Origin of the sequence: Mesorhizobium sp. B2-5-7 (assembly GCF_006440875.1) — a bacterium.
Taxonomy (GTDB): domain Bacteria; phylum Pseudomonadota; class Alphaproteobacteria; order Rhizobiales; family Rhizobiaceae; genus Mesorhizobium; species Mesorhizobium australicum.
The window spans coordinates 644,934-664,043 of sequence record NZ_VFUO01000001.1 but is presented as its reverse complement, the minus strand read 5'-3'; the positions used below and the strand labels follow the sequence as shown (position 1 = coordinate 664,043).

General features: G+C 63.5%; 14 protein-coding genes. 5 read left to right on the top strand and 9 right to left on the bottom strand.

The window, feature by feature from the left end; all coding sequences use genetic code 11:
* The first annotated feature begins 49 nt into the window (after positions 1-49).
* Both FJ543_RS03160 and FJ543_RS03155 read left to right on the top strand, forming a co-directional pair.
* Positions 50-670, top strand: a complete 621-nt coding sequence (locus FJ543_RS03160; protein ID WP_140821809.1) for a DUF922 domain-containing protein — start codon at positions 50-52, stop codon at positions 668-670.
* A 231-nt stretch (positions 671-901) separates the two neighbouring features.
* Positions 902-2,383, top strand: coding sequence for an MDR family MFS transporter (locus FJ543_RS03155; RefSeq protein ID WP_140726807.1), 1,482 nt, complete (start codon positions 902-904; stop codon positions 2,381-2,383).
* On the opposite strand, the gene FJ543_RS03150 is transcribed toward FJ543_RS03155, so the two are convergent.
* The 3 genes from FJ543_RS03150 to FJ543_RS03140 all read right to left on the bottom strand — a co-directional run bounded on the left by FJ543_RS03150 (position 2,384) and on the right by FJ543_RS03140 (position 4,336).
* Entirely contained in the window at positions 2,384-3,415 is a 1,032-nt protein-coding gene (locus FJ543_RS03150; protein ID WP_140616266.1) for an NAD(P)/FAD-dependent oxidoreductase, read from the bottom strand. It abuts the gene before it with no gap.
* 88 nt (positions 3,416-3,503) lie between these two features.
* Complete coding sequence (locus tag FJ543_RS03145) at positions 3,504-3,824, bottom strand: 2Fe-2S iron-sulfur cluster-binding protein (RefSeq protein WP_015317672.1); 321 nt, start codon at positions 3,822-3,824, stop codon at positions 3,504-3,506.
* Positions 3,825-3,967: 143 nt separating this feature from the next.
* On the bottom strand, positions 3,968-4,336 hold the full coding sequence (locus FJ543_RS03140) for an Hpt domain-containing protein (RefSeq protein WP_015317671.1): 369 nt from the start codon (positions 4,334-4,336) through the stop codon (positions 3,968-3,970).
* Positions 4,337-4,610: 274 nt separating this feature from the next.
* Here FJ543_RS03140 and FJ543_RS03135 point away from each other — a divergent pair, with 274 nt between their 5' ends.
* Together FJ543_RS03135 and FJ543_RS03130 are read left to right on the top strand one after the other, a co-directional pair.
* Positions 4,611-10,964: a kinesin gene (locus FJ543_RS03135; protein WP_140873735.1), complete on the top strand. Its 6,354-nt coding sequence runs from the start codon at positions 4,611-4,613 to the stop codon at positions 10,962-10,964.
* Between the two features lie 263 nt (positions 10,965-11,227).
* The gene (locus tag FJ543_RS03130; protein ID WP_224599053.1) at positions 11,228-11,701 is read left to right on the top strand and encodes an exonuclease; all 474 of its coding nucleotides are present in this window, start codon (positions 11,228-11,230) and stop codon (positions 11,699-11,701) included.
* A 37-nt stretch (positions 11,702-11,738) separates the two neighbouring features.
* Here FJ543_RS03130 and FJ543_RS03125 read toward each other — a convergent pair whose 3' ends face one another.
* From FJ543_RS03125 to FJ543_RS03110, 4 genes are all read right to left on the bottom strand, one after another.
* Complete coding sequence (locus FJ543_RS03125; protein ID WP_181173903.1) at positions 11,739-12,317, bottom strand: ABC-type transport auxiliary lipoprotein family protein; 579 nt, start codon at positions 12,315-12,317, stop codon at positions 11,739-11,741.
* A 110-nt stretch (positions 12,318-12,427) separates the two neighbouring features.
* On the bottom strand, positions 12,428-13,801 hold the full coding sequence (locus FJ543_RS03120) for an MlaD family protein (protein WP_140664276.1): 1,374 nt from the start codon (positions 13,799-13,801) through the stop codon (positions 12,428-12,430).
* A gap of 14 nt (positions 13,802-13,815) precedes the next feature.
* The gene (locus FJ543_RS03115; protein ID WP_023783273.1) at positions 13,816-14,625 is read right to left on the bottom strand and encodes an ABC transporter ATP-binding protein; all 810 of its coding nucleotides are present in this window, start codon (positions 14,623-14,625) and stop codon (positions 13,816-13,818) included.
* 4 nt (positions 14,626-14,629) lie between these two features.
* Positions 14,630-15,817, bottom strand: a complete 1,188-nt coding sequence (locus tag FJ543_RS03110; protein WP_015317665.1) for an ABC transporter permease — start codon at positions 15,815-15,817, stop codon at positions 14,630-14,632.
* 77 nt (positions 15,818-15,894) lie between these two features.
* Between FJ543_RS03110 and dgcA the strand changes: the two genes are divergently transcribed.
* Positions 15,895-16,878 (top strand): N-acetyl-D-Glu racemase DgcA, encoded by a 984-nt coding sequence (dgcA, locus tag FJ543_RS03105; RefSeq protein ID WP_140873731.1) that lies wholly within the window; start codon positions 15,895-15,897, stop codon positions 16,876-16,878.
* Here the strand turns inward: dgcA and FJ543_RS03100 are convergent.
* Together FJ543_RS03100 and FJ543_RS03095 are read right to left on the bottom strand one after the other, a co-directional pair.
* Complete coding sequence (locus FJ543_RS03100; RefSeq protein WP_015317663.1) at positions 16,849-18,063, bottom strand: MFS transporter; 1,215 nt, start codon at positions 18,061-18,063, stop codon at positions 16,849-16,851. The two genes, dgcA and FJ543_RS03100, sit on opposite strands and share 30 nt — an antisense overlap.
* A gap of 130 nt (positions 18,064-18,193) precedes the next feature.
* Positions 18,194-19,009, bottom strand: coding sequence for a UDP-2,3-diacylglucosamine diphosphatase (locus FJ543_RS03095; protein WP_140616254.1), 816 nt, complete (start codon positions 19,007-19,009; stop codon positions 18,194-18,196).
* Positions 19,010-19,110: the final 101 nt, after the last annotated feature.

The window sequence follows — 19,110 nt, the reverse complement described above, 5'->3', positions numbered from 1 at the left end:
TTCCGTTGCGCCGGCGAAGGCCGTAAAGCAAGGTGATTGAAGAGGCAACATGATGATACGATCCCTGCTCTGCGCACTGCTGCTTACCGCCGCCGTTCCGGCGAATGCGGCCAATCTGGTGAAGACATACAGCTATTTCGCCATTGGCGGCAGGACGCTGGAGGATATCGAGCAGCAACTTGCCAAACACGGGCCCCAGGTCAAAAGCACGGGGTCGCGCCACCCTGGCGCCACCCAGATGGCTTTCACGACACGCATCAGCTACGCCAGCCAGCCGGGCTCCTGCCGGATCGCCGACGCGATCGTCACCGTCAAGGTCAAGGTGATCCTTCCGGAATGGCGCCGCCCGCGCAAAGCCGACGCCGATGTGCGGCTGTTCTGGGATACCTTGTCCGCCGACATCAAGCGCCATGAAGACCGCCATGTCGAGATCGCCCAGAACCACGGCCGCGCGCTGGAAGACGCCCTGAAGGCAGCTTATCCGCAGAAGGATTGCGATGCCGCAAAGGCCAAGGCCGCCGCGATCACTGCGGCCGAGCTTGCCAAACACGACAGGGACCAGGTGCGGTTCGACCGTGTCGAAGGCGCCAATTTCGAAAGCCGCATCCTGCGGCTGCTGCGTTACCGGATGGAGCGCATCGAGAGCGGCCAGTTGCGGCCGCCGGCCTGAATCTCCCCGCCGCCTCCGTTCGCCTGGATGCAAGCCAGCCGGGCGGAAGCGTAGTGCCAGCTTGGAATTTTTTTTCGAGCAACCGTCGAAATCGGCCTATACGGAACGACATATCCAGGGTTGCCAAGGGCACAATCCAGAAGCACGGGCATCACGATCGATCACGCCGCGGATGCACCAGACAAGCCCAATGGTGATGCGGCAGCGCAAAGCGCATGGACGAGAAGATTTATGGACCAAGCTGTCGACAAGCAGGCCGTGGCGGCCGTGAGCGCGCCGCTGAGCGAAAGCGAAAAGAACGCCATTATTGGCGGCGTTCTCCTGTCGATGCTGCTGGCAGCCCTCGACCAGACCATCGTCGCGCCCGCCATGCCGACCATCGGGCGCTTGCTCGGCCGTGCCGAATACCTGCCATGGATCGTCACCGGCTACCTCTTGACCGCAACCGCCGTGGCACCGCTCTACGGCAAGATTTCCGACGTCTATGGGCGTCGGCCAACCGTCTACGCGGCAATCCTCATCTTCCTTGCTGGATCGCTGGTCAGCGCACTGGCCCCCAACATGTTCGTCCTCATCCTGGGTCGCGCGATCCAGGGGGCCGGTGGCGGCGGTCTTTTCGCGCTGACGCAGACCGTGGTCGGAGACCTCGTCCCGCCGCGCGAGCGGGCGCGCTATGCGGCGTGGTTTTCCGGTACCTGGGCCGTTGCCAGCGTCGCCGGGCCGCTGCTGGGCGGCACCTTCGCTGAGCATCTGCACTGGTCTCTCATTTTCTGGATCAATATCCCGCTGGGCTTTCTTGCCATGGCGATCATCAACAAGCCGCTCAAGAAGCTGCCCATCGCGGCCAAGAACCACAGCATCGATGGCCTCGGCGCATTGCTGCTGATCGTGGCAACGGCGCTGTTGCTGCTGGCACTGAACTGGGGCGGCAGTGCCTATCCCTGGTTATCGCCGGAAGTCATCGGCGTCCTGGCGTGCTCCGCGCTGTTCTGGGGCGCCTTTGCCTTGCGGCTGATGCGGGCGGCCGAACCGCTCATCTCGCTCGAGGTGCTGGGCAACCCGATCGTCCTGGCCGGCACCCTGTCGATGTTCCTGCTCCAGGCCTCCAGCGTCGGCCTTGCCGTGTATCTGCCGGTCTATCTGCAGTCGATACTCGGCCTCACGGCCAGCGAGTCGGGCATTGCAATGCTTGGTCTTCTGCTTGGAACCGTGGGCGGCGCCGCTTCCAGCGGCCGCCTGATACCACGCTTCACCCACTACAAGCGCATCGCCATGGTCGGCGTCGTCTTCGCCATCCTGTGCACGGGCCTGCTGGCTTTTGTCGCCGGCCATGCATCGCTGCTTGTCGTCGAAGCCCTGACCATCTGTATCGGGCTGGGAACCGGCACGACATTTCCGGTAACCACCGTGTCCGTGCAGAACGCCGTCGACCGCATGCATCTTGGCGTAGCGACGGGGGTGCTTACCTTTCTGCGTTCGCTGGGCAGTGCATTGGGGGTGGCGATGCTCGGCGCGGTCGCCCTTGGCTTTGGGTTGCCGCTGGCCGGCGAAGGCGTTCAGGTGGCTGGACATGTCGTATCGGCCCAACCCTTCGTGATGATCTTTCTCGTCGCGGCCGGCACTCTGGGATTAGGCCTCGTCACGCTGACGCTGATGCCCGAGAAAGAACTTCGGGGCCACGTCGATGATCCGGCGCCGATCCTGGCGGAATAACTAGCCGGAAACGCCGAGCTTCTTTTGCAGGCTGGTGGACGAGGTCGTGTACTGGAACACGATACGCTCGCCGGGGCTGACGATGCGCTTGGCGGCCTGCGCCATCAGCGCCACCTCGTGAAAGCCCGATAGGATCAGCTTCAGCTTGCCCGGGTACCAGTTGATGTCGCCCACCGCGAAGATGCCGGGCACCGAGGTCTGGAACTTCTCGGTATCGACCGGGATCAGGTTCTCGTGGAGATTGAGCCCCCATTCCGCGATCGGGCCGAGCTTCATGGTCAGTCCGAAGAACGGCAGCATGCGGGTGCAAGGCACCTCGATGTCGCCATCCGGGCCGCCCTTGATGGTGGCCGATGACAACTGGCCATCGGCTCCGGTGAGCCCGGTCACCTGACCGACCCTGAATTCCAGCTGCTTCATCTCCTGCATGGCGTACATCTTGTTGACGCTGTCGGGCGCCGCGCGAAACTCGGCCCGCCGGTGAACCAGTGTCACGCTCTTTGCCATCGACTGCAGGTTCAGCGTCCAGTCGAGCGCCGAGTCGCCGCCGCCGACGATGACAAGGTCATGGCCGCGGAAGTCCTCCATCCGGCGCACCGAATAGAAGACGCTCTTGCCCTCATAGGGTTCGATGCCCGGGATCGGCGGGCGCTTCGGCTGGAATGAGCCGCCGCCGGCGGCGATGACCACCACCTTGGCCTCGAATACCTCGTTCTCGTCCGTGGTGACGCGAAAGCCGCCGTCTTCCAGCTTCTCAAGGCTGGAGACCATGCGGTTATAGGTGAATTCAGGCTGGAACGGCGCGACCTGCTCAAGCAGCTTGTCGACGAGCCCTTGCGCCGAGATCGAGGGCCAGCCGGGAATGTCGTAGATCGGCTTTTCCGGATAAAGTTCCGCGCATTGGCCGCCGGGCTTGTCGAGGATGTCGATCAGGTGGCATTTCAGGTCCAGCAGGCCGAGTTCGAACACGGCGAACAGGCCGACCGGCCCTGCCCCGACAATGAGGACGTCTGTGCTGATGATGCCGGTCATGATGCGCCTCGCTGCGAAAGTCCGGGCGAGACTGCATGACCAGCGGCCCGCTGCCAAGCGTCAGCGGCAAAAATCGCCCGTGCTGGCTTCAGCCCTGACGCTCGGGCACCCGGACGATCAGGCCGTCGAGCGCGTCGCGTACCTTGATCTGGCAGGACAGGCGCGAGTTCGGCTGGACGTCGTAGGCGAAGTCCAGCATGTCTTCCTCCATCGCCTCGGGCTCGCCGACTTCGGCCGTCCATGCCTCATCGACATAGACATGGCAGGTCGCGCAGGCGCAGGCGCCGCCGCACTCCGCCTCGATGCCCGGGACAGCGTTGCGGATGGCGTTCTCCATGACCGTCGAGCCGTTTTCGGCGTCCACGTCGAAATGTGTGCCGTCATGGGCGATGAAGGTCAATTTGGTCATTTGTCACCTGAAGGGAGTTTCGCCCCGGACGAAGGGAGTTCGCCCGAGGGGAAAGCGAGTTTCGCCCGAGATAATCACTCCGGCAAACAAGTCAACTGCCGTGCGAAAGCGGCGCTCCGTGACGTTTTTGTCGCAAACCTGGATCAGCGATTGATGGCGGCGATGAAGTCGCGCACTTCGTCGATCAGCCTGCCGAGCCGCTTGAGCGTCTGGGCGTCCTCCGGGCGATGCTCGATATCGGTGACGCAATCGGCGATGGCGAAGGCACCCACGCCACGGGCCGACCCTTTCAAACCATGAGCCAGCAGGAGCCGGTCCTTGATGTCGGCATCGACTATTTTGTCGCGTACCGACAGTGCCTGCTGTACAAACAGCGCCAGCACCTCTTGCTCGAGGGCGCGGTCGCCCATCGTTTGCCGGGCAAGGTGTGCCAAATCGACCGGTCGGGACTGCCTCGTTCCCGATACGTCGCCCCCCGGCATTGAGAAGGCAATGCCGCTTTCGCCACGCATGAACTCGAACTCCATTTTCTTCGGTCGCCTGAAAACCTAGGCGAATCCAGTGGACAACGGGTTAATGGATGGCCCGGAAAAATGTTGCGAAAGCGGCGCCCAAATCACGCTTCCGTTAACCTTATATTTAAAGTTTTACGTATCCCGCGGAATGCATGTTTTCTTTACCCCCCTGTGTCATTACGATACGAGGGTCCATTTTCAGCCTCCTGCGCGGGGGTAAGACAAGCACAATTATAAGCCCCCGCGGCAGCTAGTACAGGGTAGCGAAGGCATGGCGAAGAAACCAACAACGACCAGAACTCTCGACAGCGACGTAGCCAGGGAACTCGAAAAAGCGCTCGATCTCGACCTGAGCGGCGATACCGATAGCGGCGACCTCGATATCGCGGCCTCGATGGAAGATCTGGAAGCGCAGATATCACAGGCCGCCGACGAACTGGCACGCGAGGGACGCAATCAGCAGCCTGCGCCCGTCGTCAATCAGCCCCAGGCCGCGAAGCCCGCGCCAAACGCCAAGCCGGCCGAACTTCGCCCGGTCGAGACGCGCAATGGTGGCCAGCCCGCCGGCTTCGCGCCAGCCAACGACGATCGTCAGAAAGATTACAAGACCCTTCTGCACAGCCTGAACAGGCGCGCCTCCAACACCATTTACTGGGTCATCGCCTTTGTCTCGCTTGCCTGGATCGCGGGCGCCGGCGGACTGGCGAACCTGCTTTTTGGACCGGGCATCTGGCGGATCCGCACGCTGGACCAGTTCTTTGCCCGCCCCGAACTGATCGGCCTTGCCGTCGCGGCTATCGTGCCTGTCATCCTGTTCTGGGCCTTCGCGACGATGATTCGCCGCGCTCAGGACATGCGCATCGCCGCGCAATCGATGACGGAAGTGGCCTTCCGCCTGACCGAGCCGGAAAACATGGCCCAGGATCGCGTCATGATGATCGGCCAGGCCGTCCGCCGCGAGGTGGCTGCCATGGGCGAAGGCATCGAACGCACCCTTGCCCGTGCCGTCGAACTGGAGACGCTGGTCCACAGCGAGGTCAACCAGATCGAGCGCTCCTATTCGGAAAACGAAACCCGCATCAGGTCGCTGGTCGACGGATTGGGCAGCGAACGCGAAGCAGTGGTCACCCATGCCGAACGCGTCCGCGCCTCGATCTCCGGCGCGCACGAGACGCTGCGCGATGAAATCGGCGCGGCAAGCGACATCATTCGTGACAGCATCCTCAACGCGTCGACCAAACTGTCGATGACGATCACCAATTCCGGCGACACGCTGATCGACCGCATCAACGAAAGCTCGATGTCGATCTTCGATTCGGTGGAAGGCCGCCTCGACAACATCACCAACCGGCTTTCGACCTCCGGCGAGGCTTTCGCCAGCCTGCTCGACACCCGTATCGCCAAGCTGACGGACACCACGGACGGTTTGACCCGTTCGTTGACGGACCTGCTCGACGATCGCACCACCGGCATGGTGTCGCTGCTCGGCGGCGCCGCGCGCACCCTCAATTCCGAGTTCGAGGCCAGCCTCAACGGCATCGAACGCACCTTGGCCGAACGCGGCCAGGCGCTGATCAGCGAATTTCAGACCCGCGCCGAAGCGCTGGACACCGGCACCCAGAAGCTCAATGCCGCGCTGGAAGCCCGCGCCCGCCAGATCAACGAAACGCTGGTCGAGCGCGCGCGCGAAATCGCCCACACCTTCGCCGAGAGCAAGGACACGCTGTCGGCCATGATCGATCAGGGCAAGACCCAGATCGGCGCCGACATGGCCGACATCGTCACCTCGACCTCTTCCATGCTCGAAGCGCGCGCCAGCGATTTCGCCGGCCGCATGGAGGCAGCCCGCCACGTCGTGTCGCGCTCCTTCGATGCCGACATCCAGCGGCTCGCCGACGCGCGCGTCGGTATCGAAGAAGCCGTCGAAAACCATAGCCGCAAGCTCTCCGAGAGCCGCGAGCGCATGGCGGCAGCCATGCAGGCGGACCTGGAGAAATTCGACGAAGGCCGCGCCGGCATCGATGCGGCGGTGACCAACCAGGTGCAGAGGCTGGCCGAAGGCCGCAGCCTGATAGCGCGTGCGCTCGAAGAAGACCTGCGCAAGGTCAACGAATCGCGTGCCGCCATCGATGCGTCGCTCGGCAGCCACCTCGAAAGGCTGGAAGAAGGCCGCAACCGGCTCTCACTGGCTCTCAACGAAGACTCCGGAAAATTGGTGCAAGCTCGTACCATCATTGATGAAATGGTGGCCGGGCATGTTGGAAAACTGGCCGAAGGCCGCAACATTTTGTCGCGCGCCTTGGAGGCCGATCTCGGCAAATTGTCCGAGAGCCGCGCCGACATTGACGGCCTTGTCGCCGGCCAGGTCGAGAAAATCGCCGAGGGCCGCGCGGTGCTCGCCAAGGCGCTGGAAAACGACATTGCTGGTATCAAGAACCTCATCGAGGCGCATTCGGCGAAACTGGCCGAGGACCGCACGCAGCTTGGCCGTTCGCTCGAAAGCGACCTGTCGGGGATACGCGGGCTGATCGACAGCCATTCGGGACGCCTGGCGGAAGACCGCAGCCTGCTGTCGCAGACGCTCGAAGCCGACCTCGCCAAGCTGGCCGAAAGCCGCTCCAGCATCGACGGTCTGGTCGCCGGCCAGGTCGAGAAGCTCGCCGAGGGCCGCGACATCCTCAAGCGTGCGCTGGAATCCGACCTCAATACGATCAAGAACGTCATATCGAGCCAGTCGGACAGGCTGGCCGAGGATCGCGGGCAGCTCTCACGTGTTCTGGAAGCCGATCTGCAGAATGTGAACAGCGTCATCGCCGACCACATGAACAGGCTGGTTCAGGATCGCTCGACCTTGTCGAAGGCGCTGGAGGACGATCTCGCCAAGCTGGCCGAAAGCCGCTCCGGCATCGACGGTCTGGTCGCCGGCCAGGTCGAGAAGCTCGCCGAAGGGCGCGATATCCTGCGCCGCGCATTGGAAGCCGACCTCAGCACGGTCAGAAACACCGTTGCCGATCAGTCCCAGAAGCTGGTCGACGACCGCGCCCAGTTCGCCCGCGCGCTGGAGGCCGATCTCGAAACCGTCAACAGCCTTGTCAACAGCCACTCGGACCGACTTGCCCAAGAGCGATCGACACTGTCAAAGGCGCTTGAGGCCGATCTCGAGGCTGTCGGCAGCCACGTCAGCAGTCACGCGGAACGGCTTGTGCAGGAGCGTTCGACCTTGTCGAAGGCACTTGAGGCCGACCTTGAGACTGTCGGCACCCACGTCAACAATCACGCGGAACGGCTTGTGCAGGAGCGTTCGACCTTGTCGAAGGCTCTCGAGGACGATCTTGCCAAGCTGGCCGAAAGCCGCTCCAGCATCGACGGTCTGGTCGCCGGCCAGGTCGAGAAGCTTGCCGAAGGCCGCGATGTCCTCAAGCGTGCGCTGGAGGCAGACCTTGCCAAGCTGGCCGAAAGCCGCTCCAGCATCGACGGTCTGGTCGCCGGCCAGGTCGAGAAGCTCGCCGAAGGCCGCGACATTCTCAAGCGCGCCCTCGAAGCCGACCTGCAGAAGCTTTCCGAAAGCCGCGGCGATATCGACGATATCATCGCCGGACATGTCGGCAAGTTGTCCGAAGGCCGCAACATGCTCAGCCGCGCGCTGGAAGATGACCTCGGCAAGCTCGCCGAGAGCCGCAAGGAGGTCGATCGTTCGCTGTCCGGCCACATCGACCAGATCGCGGCCAGGAGCACGGACATTTCCGCCGCCATCGCCGCCGATGTCGACAAGATCGAGCAGGCGTTCAGCCGCCAGACCGGCATCATCGAGGAACGCGCCGGCACCATGGAGCGGGCGCTCTCTACCGGCGTCGACAACGTCCGCAACGTGCTCGAGAAGAGCGCTGTCTTCGTCGCCGGCGCATTGCGCGAAAAGGTGCTGGAAGTCACCAGCACGCTGCACGAACAGGCCGGTGCGGCCTTCAGCGACGCCGATCGCAAGATCGCCGAGCGCGCCGAGCAGACGTCCGCCGCGCTGCTGGCCCGGGCCGAAGACATCGCCCGCACCTTCGAGGAGGCCGATCGTCGCCTCCACGCCCGTGCGGAGGATACGTCGAACGCCCTGCTCGCCCGCGCCGATGACACCTCCAGCTCGCTGCTGGCCCGTGCCCACGAAACCGCCGATCAACTCGCTGCCCGCGCCGGCGAGATCGCCGGCACCTTCGACATGGCCGACCAGAAGCTCGCCGCCCGTGCCCAGGAAACCGCCGATCAGCTGGCCGCCCGCGCAAGCGAGATTGCCGGCACGTTTGACGCGGCCGACCAGAAGCTGGTCGCCCGTGCCGTGGAAACGGCGCAGTCGCTGGCCGCTCGCGCCGGCGACATCCTGCGGAACTTCGAAAGCGCCGACCAGCGGCTCGGCATGCGCATCGGCGAATCCGCCGAGGCGCTCGCCGCCCGCGCGTCGGACCTCGGTCGTATCTTCGATGCCGCCGACCAGCATTTGGTCTCGCGCATCGCCGAGGGTTCGGACGCGCTGTCCAGCCGGGCATCCGAAATCGCCCGCATCTTCGACGACGCCGACCAGCGCCTGGTTTCGCGCATCGCCGACAGCACCTCGACGATCGGCGAGCATGCGCAGACCATTGTCGGCGCCTTTGCAAGCACCGAGCAGCGGGTCGCCGATCGCGCCCGCCAGACCGGTCAGGAGCTGGCCGTGCACGCCCGCGAAATCGAGCAGGCACTTGCTGGCGCCGACGAGCGTCTTGCATCGAGCGCGGCGGCAGCGGCAGCCCGTGTCGAAGAACAGATCGCTGGGGTCGAAAACCGGCTCGCCTACACCACCGAGACGATGGGCCAGAAGCTCAACGAGCAGGTGTCGAGTGCCGAGGCACAACTCGTATCGCGTGCCAATGTGATCGCGGAAACCTTTACCGCGGTCGGACAACATATCGGCCAGAGCACCAATGACGCGGCCAAGACGATCGGCGCCAACACCCGCGAGCTCAACACCATGCTCGCGGCGCGGTCGGCCGAGATGTCGAAGATCCTCGACGAAACCGCGCGGCCTTTGGTCGAGCGCTTCGCCCAGGGCGGCTCGGAACTGCAAAAGAGTATGGAAGAGGTCACCGAACGCGCGACCGAGAAGCTGCGCAGCGAGAATGCAGCCCTGGTCAACGCACTGGCCAGCCGCACCGCCGAGACCTTGTCGGCGGTCGAAGGCGCCCGCTCGTCGCTGTCCGACAGCGTCGCCGATCTGATCGGCCGCATGACCGAGTCCAGCTCGCAGCTCGGTCAGTTGATCGAGCAGGCCGCGGTCAACCTCGGCGAGGTCGACGAACGTCTGACCGGCAGCACGCAAAGCTTCGCGGCGACCACCGAAAAGGCGGCGCAGACCTTTGCCAGCTCGGCGCGTCTGGTCGATTCGAACACGACGAGGCTGACGGAACTGTCGTCGTCGACCTTGCGCGAAGTCGCCTCGATCGCCACCAAGTTCGATGAACACAGCCGCTTGCTGGCCAGCGCCTCGGACCTGTTGAGCTCGGCCCAGAGCAACCTCGAACACACGCTGGAAAGGCAGTCCTCACTTGAGGACCTCGCCGTCGGCCTGGTCAAGAAGTCGGAAGATCTCGAAAGGGTCATGCGCTCGTTCGAAAATCTCGTCGGCCAGACCCTGCAGAACGCCGAGGGCAAGACAATGGAGTCCGCCGACAAGATCCGCAACGCCATCACCGACGTCGTCGATTCGGCAACCAAGCGCTTCGCCGATGCGACCGAGGAGATGCGGCGCACCGCGGGCTCGATCAAAAGCGAGCTCGACCTCACCCGCGCCGAGCTCAAGAAGGGCGTCATCGAGATGCCGGAAGAGGCAAAGGAGTCGACATCGGCCATCCGCCGCGCGGTTTCCGAGCAGATCAACGCCTTGAAGGAGCTTTCGGACATCGTGGCGAAGTCCGGTCGTGGCGGCGACACTTCAGAACCGCGGCCCTTGCGCCCTGCGCCGCAGGCACCGGCGGCACGCGCCGCCGAGCCACCCCGTCGCGCTCCAGCACCGCAGGCGGATCTGCGCCCGCCACAGGCGCCACTGGGCGGCGCGGGACTGCGCGGCACGCTCGATCTGGAGCGCCCGGCTGAGGCAGCACCGCGCCAGCGTGCCACCGACGCCACTGCCCGCGCGCCGCAAGGCGGCTGGGTGCGCGATCTCTTGACCGCCGCGTCGAACGATGCCGAGCTCAGGCCGGCGGCTCCCCAGGCGCCAGCGGAAGCCCCGCGCGCGGCCCCTGCCCAGCGTTCGCCGGCACATGTCGTGGAATCGCTGAACTCGCTGTCCGTCGATATCGCGCGGGCCATCGACCACGATGCCTCGATCGAGCTGTGGAACCGCTACCGGCGTGGCGAGCGTGACGTGTTCACGCGCAGGCTCTACACGCTCAAGGGCCAGCAGACGTTCGATGAAATCCGCCGCAAGTACCAGGCGGAGGCCGAATTCCGCACCGCCGTCGACCGCTATTGCGACGATTTCGAGAAGCTGCTGAAGGATGTCTCGCGCAACGACCGCGACAACATCATGGCGCAGACCTATCTCACGTCGGACACCGGCAAGGTCTACACCATGCTGGCCCATGCCAGCGGCCGCCTGCATTAGGCGGTCGACAAGCCAAACCGAAAGAGGCGGGGGATTGTCTCCCGCCTTTTTCGTGAAGGAACTGACTCGCCACCCGGAGACGGATCCGGGTTTGATCTCGCTTTCCGGAACCGGATCCTGAGTTGTGAAGACGGCAATCATCTTCGACTGCGAATTTCTCTGCCTTGAGGGATCACAACGCCGATTCTGGTGCGCGGCCCATGATCTCGATCCGATCATTGCGCAGATCGGCGCGGCAGGCTCGGCCTCGAAGGTGATTCCCCGTGCTGGGCACGCACAAGGCCTATATCAGACCGGTCGACCGGTTTGGCGAGCGGTACACGCTCGATCCGTTCTTCACTGGACTGACCGGCATCACCGAAGAAATCATCGAGGCCGAGGGCGTCGTGCTGGAAGATGCTCTTGCGGGCGTCGATCGTTTCTCCGATGGGGCTCGGTTCTGGTCCTGGGGCAAGGACAAACTGAACATGATCGCCATCAGTTGCTATGTCGCGGGCATCAGGCCGCCTATCCCGGCCACCCGGTTCGACAATGCGGTCAAGCTGCTGGTCGCGGCCGGCATGCCGATCGAGGACCTGGCAAGGACGCCGAGCAACAAGCTTGCGGATTATTACGGCGTCGAACATCCGCCACTGCAGGGGCATGACGCGCTCGACGATGCGCTGTCCGTAACCTACACCCTGCAGCACCTGATGAAGACTGGAAAGCTGCGGCCGGACACCTTCGACCGTCCGTAACCCGGAAGCGTTGGTGGAATCCCGGCGCGCCTGGCGCTCAGATTAACGAATCGGTCCAGCGAACGACCTGCTTGGCCGCATCACCGAAGGCGGCGTCGAGCGCGCCGACATAGGCCGGGTTGCCGCTGCCTGAAACGGGTGCCGATGCGGTGAAGCTCTTGGAAGCCTTCACTTCCCCGTTGCGGTCGTTGAGCAAGCGCACGAACAGGTTGACCTCGGCATGTTCGCCGCCATTGACGCGCACTTCGAAGGAGCGAACCTCGACGATCACCTGATAGTCGATCGCCAGCCCCTCGCCCGGCTTGCCGACGCCGGCAAAGCTGCCCGAGCGCTGGAACGTCTCGGCCAGCCGCGCCTGCACGATCAGCGGCAGGCGGTCGGCCCATTGCGCGCCCTTCAGATACTGGATCGAGCCGTCGGAGGGTTTGATGACGATGTTCTGGCTGTCCAGTGCCTTCAGCGCCGAAGGCTGGGCGATCAGGATTTGCTTGCGGCTGTGGCCATGCGCGTCGACCGAGGGCGCCGACAATTCGAACGTGTCGAGCGGTGCCGGCTTGCCGCCGAGCGCCGCGCAGCCGGCAACCGCCAGGACAAGCAGCGCCGCAGCCGATTTCAACCCGCCCGTTCCAAGCCTACTCAATCTCACGCGTGATCCCCGTTATCCCCTGATCGCAAGATCAACCCGCATTTCACGAGCACTGTTCTTGCGGCGGGCCGATGCCGAAGTCAACGCCGCGCCCTGCCGTCGAACTGCCGAACCTCGCCGTCGCCGCCCGAAAGGATGCGCTGCGGATTGCGGCTGAGATCGGTCACCGCCTCCTCGATGCGGTTGATCGAGCGGCGGCTATCCTGCACCAGCGCCTCGACATTCTGCAGTCCCTGGCCCGAGAAGCGCGCCAGATTGTCGGTGATGACCCCAAGCCGGGCATTCAGCGTATCGGCGACCTGCTTGAACGATTTCAGCGTATCCCTGGCGTCGGCCATCACGCCGTCGGCCTGGCCCGAGCCGAGCAGCTTGTCGACCTTGGCGAGAATGCCGTCGACCCGCACCGAGGCGTCGTTGAGCCGTTGCGCCAGCTGCCTGGCGTCCTTGATCGTCTGGTCGATGTCGTCAGCCCGATTGGCGATCTTGCCGGTCACCTCCGCGATATCGGCAGCCGCCTTGTTGGCGCTGTCGCTGGCCTTCTGGATGTTGGCGAGCGCTTGGCGCACCTGCGCCGGATCGATGCCGTCGAGCACGCCGTCCACCTTGGCCAGCGTGCCTTGCGTCTGCTTGGCGAAATCGTTGACCGATCCCACCGCCGTATCGACATTCCTGATCACACCGTCCAGCTGCTGCGAGGTTTCCTTGAGGTTCCCCGTTACCGCATCGACATTGGCAACGATGCTCTTGATCTTGTCCTTGTCGACGGCATTGAGCAGGCCTTCCGCTGCCTTCAACGTGCCGTCGAGCTTGCCTGAAACGCCTTTCAGCTCATCGGACAGCGCGCTGACGGCGGACAGGAATTTGTCGATGCCGTCGGAATTCCTGGCCAATGCATCGGAAAACGTCTGCACGTTCTGCACGGTCTGCGTCAGCGGCCCCCGCACATCCTTGGTGAAGCCTTCCAGCTCCGTCAGCACCTTGTCGGCACGGGTGAAGATGTTTTGCGCCGTCTGCAGCAGATTGGTCACGGCAGAAGGATTGGCGACGATCTCGGCGACCTTGCCTTCCTTCTCGGCCTGGTCGAGCAGCTTGACTTCCTTGGGGTCGGCGCCCTTGAGCTCGATATTGGCCTGCCCGGTGAGGCCGGCGAGGCCGATGTCGGCCTGCGTCGACTTGGTGATCGGCGTCATCCGGTCGATCTCGGTGTCGGCGATGGCGACAGTCGGATTGTCGACGTCGATGTAGACGCGCTTGACGTCGCCGACCTTGACGCCGTTGAACAGCACGAAGCTGCCGCGGCCGAGACCTGAGGCCGAGCCCGGAATGCGCACCCGCAGCAGCGTCGTCTCGCCCCTGTCGCCGATCGCCGCCGTCCAATAGACGAAGCCGAACGCCGCCAGGATCGCAACCAGCGTGAAAATGCCGACAATGACGTAGTTGGCTCTGGTTTCCATTGCTTCACTTATGGCTATGCACGTGCGGCAAGATCAAGTTGCCGTGCGCGTTTTCCGCGGAAATAGGATTTTACCCACGGCTCCTCGCTCTTCAGCATGTCGTCGATCGTGCCTTCGACCAGCACCTTTTTCTTGCCGAGCACCGCCACGTGGTCGCAGGCGGTAAACAGCGTGTCGAGGTCGTGGGTCACCATGTAGACGGTCAGGTCCATGGTGTCGCGCAGCTTGACCACCAGTTCGTCGAACTCGGCCGCGCTGATCGGATCGAGGCCGGACGTCGGCTCGTCGAGAAAAACGATGTCGGGGTCGAGCGCCAGGGCGCGGGCAAGTGCCGCGCGCTTGATCATGCCGCCGGAGAGTTCGGAGGGAAACTTCTGCGCCGCATCCGGCGGCAGTCCGACCAGCTCGATTTTCAGCAGCGCCAACTCGTCCATCAGCTTTCTTGGCAGATCGAGATATTCGCGCATCGGCACCTGCACGTTCTCCATCACGGTCAGCGCCGAAAACAGCGCCCCATGCTGGAACAGAACGCCAAGACGCATGTCGATGCGCAGCCGCTCGAGATCGCTTGCCTTGTCGACGTCGACGCCAAACAGTTTGATTGTTCCCGACTGCTTGGGCATCAGTCCGAGAATGGTTCGCAACAGCACGGACTTGCCGGCGCCCGAGGCACCGACGAACCCCAGTATCTCGCCGCGCTTGATGTCGAGCGACAGTTTGTCGAGGATCAGCTTGTCGTCGATGGCAACGGTCACGTCGTGCACCGAAAGCACGATTTCGCTCTCGTCCGGCGCCTCAGTCGTGATTCCGTTTCCCTTTGCCATGTTACTAGAACTGGATCGCTGCGTAGAACATGGCGAAAAGTCCGTCGAGAATGATGACGACGAAGATCGACTTCACCACCGAAGCGGTCACGTGCTGCCCGAGCGATTCGGCACTGCCGCCGACCTTCATGCCCTCGACTGAAGCGATCGTGCCGATGATCATGGCCATGAACGGCGCCTTGATCAGCCCGGCGAAAATCGTGCTGAGATCGATTGCGACACGCAACCGGTCGATGAAGGCAGCGGGGGGGATATCGGAGTAGAGCCATGCGGCGACAATGCCGCCGCCGAGCGCGGCGAAATTGGCGATGATCGTCAGGCAGGGCAAGGCGATCACCAGGGCAACCAGACGTGGAAAGACCAGGACGCCGATCGGATTGAGGCCGATGACCTTCAGCGCGTCGACCTCCTCGCGCATCTTCATCGAGCCGATTTCGGCGGTGATCGCGCTGCCGGAGCGGCCGGCGATCATGATCGCCGTCATCAGCACGCCGAGTTCGCGCAGGATCAGCACGCCGACCAGGTCGACGACGAAGATGTCGGCGCCGAAATAGCTGAGCTGATAGGCACCCTGCTGGGCGACGATGGCGCCGACGATCGCCGACATCAGCACCACCACGGGGATAGCGCCGACGCCCATGCGATCGATCTGGTTGAAGATCGCCGCCGGATTCACGGCATGGCCACGGCCGAGCTTCATCTGCGCGCCGCGGATGGTGGCGCCCAATATGTTCATCGAGGCGAGGAAATCGTCGCGCATCTCGTAGACGCGCCGGCCCACCGCCTCCAGTGCCCGAATGACAATGTTGGGTGGTCCCGCCGGTCCGGCTTCGGGTTCGCGCCGGACGGCCTCGCTCACTGCTTCGAGCAGGATGGAAGCGACGTCACTTTGGCCTTGCAGCCTTACCTCGACATTCTTCTTCTCGAAGACGCTGACCAAGCGATCGATCAGCCAGGCGCCGGCGGTGTCGATCTTCTCGATTTTCGAAAGATCGAGCGCCAACATCTTGAAACCGCTTCGTTTCTCGATCTTGCGCATCTCGGCGTCGATCAGCGCCACCGTCCGCGTCGTCCAGATGCCGGAGAACGCACAGCCGAGGACCCCATCCTCCTCGCCGACCGCGACGCGCGGGTCGTGGTCAGCCCCCGAGGCGGTCGTGCCACTTGCGTCGCGTTTGCCGATGGTCAACATGGCGTCCTGTTTAGCCTGATGGGTCCGACCTTGTCGATTTGCCGACAACCCTTCTCGCATAGCCGGAGCAGAAAAATATGGCGCGTGTCATTTCGGTCGAGGCCGAGCGTTTTCCGATCGCCGGGACCTTCACCATTTCGCGCGGCTCCAAGACAGAGGCTGAGGTCATCACCTGCACGATCAGCGACAACGGCCATGTCGGTCGCGGCGAATGCGTTCCCTACAACCGCTATGGCGAGACCATGGACGGCGTGAGCGGCGCGATCGCGGCGATGCGCGACCGGATCGCCGGCGGGATGGACCGTGCCGCCCTGCTCGACGCAATGCCTGCCGGAGCGGCGCGTAACGCTGTAGACTGTGCCCTGTGGGACCTTGAAGCCAAGATCAGCGGCAATCCGGTGGCGAACGCAATCTGGCCGGCCCCTTTGCATCACCTCGAAACCGCCTACACGCTGTCGCTCGGCGAACCGGAGGCGATGGCTGCGCAGGCCCGCGCCAATGCCGGCAGGCCGCTGCTGAAGGTCAAGATCGGCGGCGACAACGACGCCGCCCGCATCCAGGCGGTGAGGCAGGCGGCGCCCGGGAGCCGATTGATCCTCGACGCGAATGAAGGCTGGACCGACGACAACATCGTCGCGAATCTCGCTTTTGCCGCGAAGCAAGATATCGCCTTGATCGAGCAGCCGCTGCCGGCGGGCCGTGACGGCATCCTGCGCCACATAGCCCATCCGGTGCCGATCTGCGCTGACGAGAGCGTCCATGAAGCAGGAAACCTCGAGGCGCTTGTCGGCCTCTACGACGCCGTCAACATCAAGCTCGACAAGTCCGGCGGGCTGACAGCGGCGCTCACCTTGCGCGACCGCGCCCGTGAGCTGGGTTTTGGCATCATGGTCGGCTGCATGGTCGGCACGTCGCTGGCAATGGCGCCGGCGGTGCTGCTGGCGCAAGGAGCGGATTTCGTCGACCTCGACGGCCCGCTGCTGCTTGCCCGGGATCGTGTGCCGGGTCTCGTTTACCAGGGATCGCTCGTCTCACCCCCGGACCGGGCTCTGTGGGGCTGAGCGCGCGGCAAACCCGATCAGCATAAGGCCGACGATCGCGATCGGGATCATCGCCAGGAATCCATCGACACCGAGACGGTCATAGAGCGGGCCGGAAACAAGCGTAACGGCGGCCATGAAGAAGCCGTTGAAGAAATAGGCGATGCCTTGCGCGGCACCCGTGCGCTCTTCGGAGACGGTCTCGCCGATCATTTTCTGCAGGCCGATCAGCACCATTGCGACAGACACCGAATGCAGCGACTGCACGGCAAAGAAGCCGGCGATGCCGAGGCCGAGCGGCCATATCAGTGGAAAGATGATCCAGCGCACAACGGATCCAATGCCGGCAATCACCATCACCTTGACGACAGACACGGAGGCGAAAATGCGATTGAAAAACACAAACATGCAGACTTCCGACACCACGCCCCACGCCCACAGCAGGCCGACAACGGAATCGCTGATGCCGATCGATTTCCAGTAAATGGAAACGAAACCGTAGAGGAAGGCGTGGCTGGCTGTAATGATGCCGACGCCAAGGGTGAAGGAGAGGAAATAAGCGTTGAACAGGCTTGGCGCCGCGTGCTGGATTTCCACTGCCGACAGCGGCGAGGCCTTTCGCGGCCGTCCCATGCGCGGTGCCAGCAGGCCTGCGATGAGTGCCGCGCCAAGGGCAAGGAATATGATCACCGGGACGGCTCCAGGGCCACTGGCCGCCAGGATGAAACCGCCGGCGACATTGGCCAGGAGATAACAGATCGACCCCCATTTGCGCATGCTCGCGTAATTGGCCCCGAAGCGGCGCACGCCCGAGAGCGCCAGCGAATCGGCGATCGGCGAATGTGGCGTCCAGACGATAGTCAGCACCAGCGACACCGCCAGCACCGTCGCGTATGTCGGGGTCAGGAAGTATCCCGCGGACAGCAGCAGCGATGCGGCGACGAGCACGACATAGACATCGGCGCGGTCCCTGGCTCGATCGGCAAGTGTGGTCAGCAGCGGCGTCGTTACGACGCGCAGGAACATCGGCGCCGCCAGAATGACGGCGATCTGCTCGGCATGAAACCCCTTGGCCTGCAACCAAAGCGGGAAATAGGGCAAATGGGTGCCAAGCGATATGAACAACGTGCCGAAGATCAGGCTCATGCGCAGTTCAAAACGGCTCGGCTTCACGAGTTGTTCGGGCAAAAGCGGTGGCAGCGGCATGAATCGATCCAATGACGCTGCGCTCAACGACCGGCGAGCAGCGCAAGCCGATCCTTAACATGAGGAAAAACCGGACGAAACCGGCTGGACCAGTCGATTAACACCAGAAATTGCAGGGCCCGCTTCCGCCTCAGGCCGCCTGCACCACCCTGTCCTCGATCAGCAGCGGGATGAAGGGCTCGTCAAGCGCTTCAGGCAATACATGCGCCCAGGTCAGGATTTCCATGCGGCCGTCGAAATGCTCGACCACGGCGGTGCAGCTCTCCACCCAGTCGCCGGTGTTGATATATTGTACGTCCCCATAGCTTTCGATGGCGGCATGGTGGATATGCCCGCAGATGACGCCGTCGACATGCGAGCGTCGCGCTTCCTCGCTGAGCACTGTCTGGAACGAGCCGATGAAGTTCACCGCCTTCTTGACCTTGACCTTGGCCCAGGACGAAAACGACCAGTAAGGCAGGCCGAGCAGCTGGCGCAACCGCGTGATCACCCGGTTGACTTGCATGGCGGCGTCATAGGCATGGTCGCCGAGATAAGCGAGCCAGCGCTGGTTGTGGACTACGGTGTCGAACTGGTCGCCATGGATGACCAGCAGCCGCCGGCCATCGGCGGTTTCATGGATGGCGCGGTCGGCAACGACGATGCCGCCGAAATGCACGCCCTGGAACTGGCGGGCGAATTCGTCGTGATTGCCGGCGATATAGGTGATCGAGGCGCCTTTGCGCGCCTTGCGCAGCAGTTTCTGCACGACGTCATTGTGGCTTTGCGGCCAATGCCAGCTGCGCCTCAGGCGCCAGCCGTCGACGATATCGCCGACCAGATAGATGATGTCGGCATCGTGGTAGCGCAGGAAGTCGATCAGGAAATCGGCCTTCGCCGCCTTCGAGCCCAGATGGACATCGGAAATGAACATGCTGCGGAAAGTGCGGGGCTCTTGGCCTGACATCGCGGATTCACCCTTGCTTTCGAGCAGCCTATGCCCCGATTCATGCAACAACCGTATGACGGTTGCGATTGGTCCAGCGCTGGCGCTAGCCTGCCGGGCAA

Bases quoted from the DNA above. Each gene is read 5' to 3' on its own strand.
- FJ543_RS03140 (WP_015317671.1), bottom strand. From the start codon at position 4,336: ATGCGTGGCGAAAGCGGCATTGCCTTCTCAATGCCGGGGGGCGACGTA.
- FJ543_RS03110 (WP_015317665.1), bottom strand. From the start codon at position 15,817: ATGTTGACCATCGGCAAACGCGACGCAAGTGGCACGACCGCCTCGGGG.
- FJ543_RS03160 (WP_140821809.1), top strand. From the start codon at position 50: ATGATGATACGATCCCTGCTCTGCGCACTGCTGCTTACCGCCGCCGTT.
- FJ543_RS03120 (WP_140664276.1), bottom strand. From the start codon at position 13,801: ATGGAAACCAGAGCCAACTACGTCATTGTCGGCATTTTCACGCTGGTT.
- FJ543_RS03135 (WP_140873735.1), top strand. From the start codon at position 4,611: ATGGCGAAGAAACCAACAACGACCAGAACTCTCGACAGCGACGTAGCC.
- FJ543_RS03150 (WP_140616266.1), bottom strand. From the start codon at position 3,415: ATGACCGGCATCATCAGCACAGACGTCCTCATTGTCGGGGCAGGGCCG.
- FJ543_RS03100 (WP_015317663.1), bottom strand. From the start codon at position 18,063: ATGCCGCTGCCACCGCTTTTGCCCGAACAACTCGTGAAGCCGAGCCGT.
- dgcA (WP_140873731.1), top strand. From the start codon at position 15,895: ATGGCGCGTGTCATTTCGGTCGAGGCCGAGCGTTTTCCGATCGCCGGG.
- FJ543_RS03155 (WP_140726807.1), top strand. From the start codon at position 902: ATGGACCAAGCTGTCGACAAGCAGGCCGTGGCGGCCGTGAGCGCGCCG.
- FJ543_RS03145 (WP_015317672.1), bottom strand. From the start codon at position 3,824: ATGACCAAATTGACCTTCATCGCCCATGACGGCACACATTTCGACGTG.
- FJ543_RS03115 (WP_023783273.1), bottom strand. From the start codon at position 14,625: ATGGCAAAGGGAAACGGAATCACGACTGAGGCGCCGGACGAGAGCGAA.
- FJ543_RS03095 (WP_140616254.1), bottom strand. From the start codon at position 19,009: ATGTCAGGCCAAGAGCCCCGCACTTTCCGCAGCATGTTCATTTCCGAT.